Below are 1,914 nucleotides of genomic sequence, written 5' to 3'. Positions count from 1 at the left end.
GGGCGTCCCTACGCGTGGACGCTGCACGACTACTCGCCGGTGTGCCACCGCAACCACCTGGTGCAGCCGGACGGGCGCTACTGCGGCCTGGCGCCGGTCGCCGAGTGCCGGTCGTGCCTGGCGGTGGACGCGGACGGGTTCGAGGAGCCGGATCCGGGCGAGCGGCGGGCGGCGTTCGGGGCGTTCCTGGCCGGCGCGGCGCGGGTGTTCGCGCCGTCCTCCGACACGGCGGGCCGGATCCGGACGGTGTACCCGGACCTCGCGGTCACGGTGCGGCCGCACGTCGAGCCGGAGCGGTCGGTGCACTCGACCGCCCTGCAGCGGCCCGGCCGAATCCGCCGCGTCGCGGTGCTCGGCGCGATCAGCCTCCCCGAGGGCGGGTTGCTGCTGCAGGCCCTGGCCGCGGACGCGCGCGCGCGGGACCTGCCGCTCACATTCTCCATCGTGGGCCACTCGGACCCGGCCCTGACGGGCGGTCTGGCGCGCGCCGGCGTGACCGAGACGGGGCGGTACTCCACCGACGATCCGACCCTCGACCGGGTCGCCCGGGCGGCCCTCCAGATCGCCGAGACCGGCCGTCACTGGGAGGACGACGAGCTGCTCGATCTCGTCACCCAGGTCTCGGCCGACCTTGTCCTCTTGCCCTCGATCTGGCCCGAGACCTACGCGTACGCGCTGACCGTGGCGCTGCGCAGCGGCCTGCCGGTGGCAGCCTTCGACCTCGGCGCGCCGGCCGAGCGGCTGCGCGTCCTGCCGAGCGGCCATCTCCTGCCCCGCGCGCTCGTCACCGATCCGGCCGCCTGCAACGATCGCCTGCTGGCCATCGACATCTCGGATCTCGGGCAGCGCGCGGGACCGATCCCGGCCCCTCCCTCCGGCGACCTGATGCGGGCCTACTACGGACTTGCGGTCTGACGCGCCGCGGGCGCGGGCCGGGTCAACGCACTTTGGCCCATTTTCTCGTCGAGACAGGCGCCGCAACGCAGAGGTCCCGTCGATGCCCGCCCTCCCGAAGCCCGAATCGCAGAAGGGCCCGGTCGAGTCCTACCTGCACGTGCTGCACGCGCTGATGCTGCGCGACATGCGGACGCGCTTCGGCGCCTCGATCTGGGGCTATGGTGTGGTCGTGCTCTGGCCCTGCGTGCACGTGTTCGTGCTGATCGCAATCTACACCTTCCAGAAATTGGCGGCCCCCCTCGGCGACAGTCGGCCGCTCTTCTTCGCCACGGGCGCGGTGCCGGTTCTGGTCTTCCAGTACATCTCCCGCGAAGTCATGAAGGCGGTGATCATGAACCGCCCTCTGACTTATTACCCGCAGGTGAAACTGTTCGACGTAATCCTGGCCCGCATTCTCGTCGAGATCGTCACCGGCTTTCTGGCCCTACTCGTGGTCTCCTCCGTCCTCTTAGCCATCGGGACCAATCCGATCCCGGCCGATCCGTTCACGGCGATGTGCGGCTATCTGGCGGCGATCGTGCTGGGCATCGGCATCGGAACGATCAACGTGGCGATCATCGGCTTCTTCCCGGGCTGGCTGATCGGCTATGCGCTCTTCAGCATCATCCTCTACATCTCCAGCGGCGTGATGTTCCTGCCGAGCTATATGCCGGACAAGATCTACTACTGGATGAAATTCAACCCGGCCCTTCAATTGGCGGAATGGGTGCGCTCGGCCTACTACCCCTACGCCGGCCTGCAGATCGACCAGCTCTACGTCCTGATGTTCGGTCTCACCTCGGCCAGCATCGGTCTGTTCCTTGTGAAGCACGTCGTCAGCAAGATCCAGATGTGAGGGGAGGTTGGCGTCCGGTGCTCGAGCTATGCCGGATTTTAGGTGACGGCGGTGGTCAGGCGGCGCGGTGATCTGGGCTCGCGACGACCTCGGTCCAGTCGCGGAAGATGACGCCGGCCACG

General features: G+C 68.7%; 1 protein-coding gene and 1 pseudogene. Both read left to right on the top strand.

Annotation, left to right across the window (positions count from 1 at the left end; all coding sequences use genetic code 11):
* Positions 1 to 915, top strand: a pseudogene (locus tag ASG32_RS31965) (glycosyl transferase); the annotation flags it as partial.
* 82 nt (positions 916 to 997) lie between these two features.
* On the top strand, positions 998 to 1,792 hold the full coding sequence (locus ASG32_RS31960) for an ABC transporter permease (RefSeq protein WP_056534173.1): 795 nt from the start codon (positions 998 to 1,000) through the stop codon (positions 1,790 to 1,792).
* Positions 1,793 to 1,914: the final 122 nt, after the last annotated feature.

This window comes from Methylobacterium sp. Leaf361, assembly GCF_001424445.1.
GTDB lineage: Bacteria > Pseudomonadota > Alphaproteobacteria > Rhizobiales > Beijerinckiaceae > Methylobacterium.
Note: the sequence above shows the minus strand (reverse complement) of the source record. Positions and strands in the feature narration are given on the sequence as shown.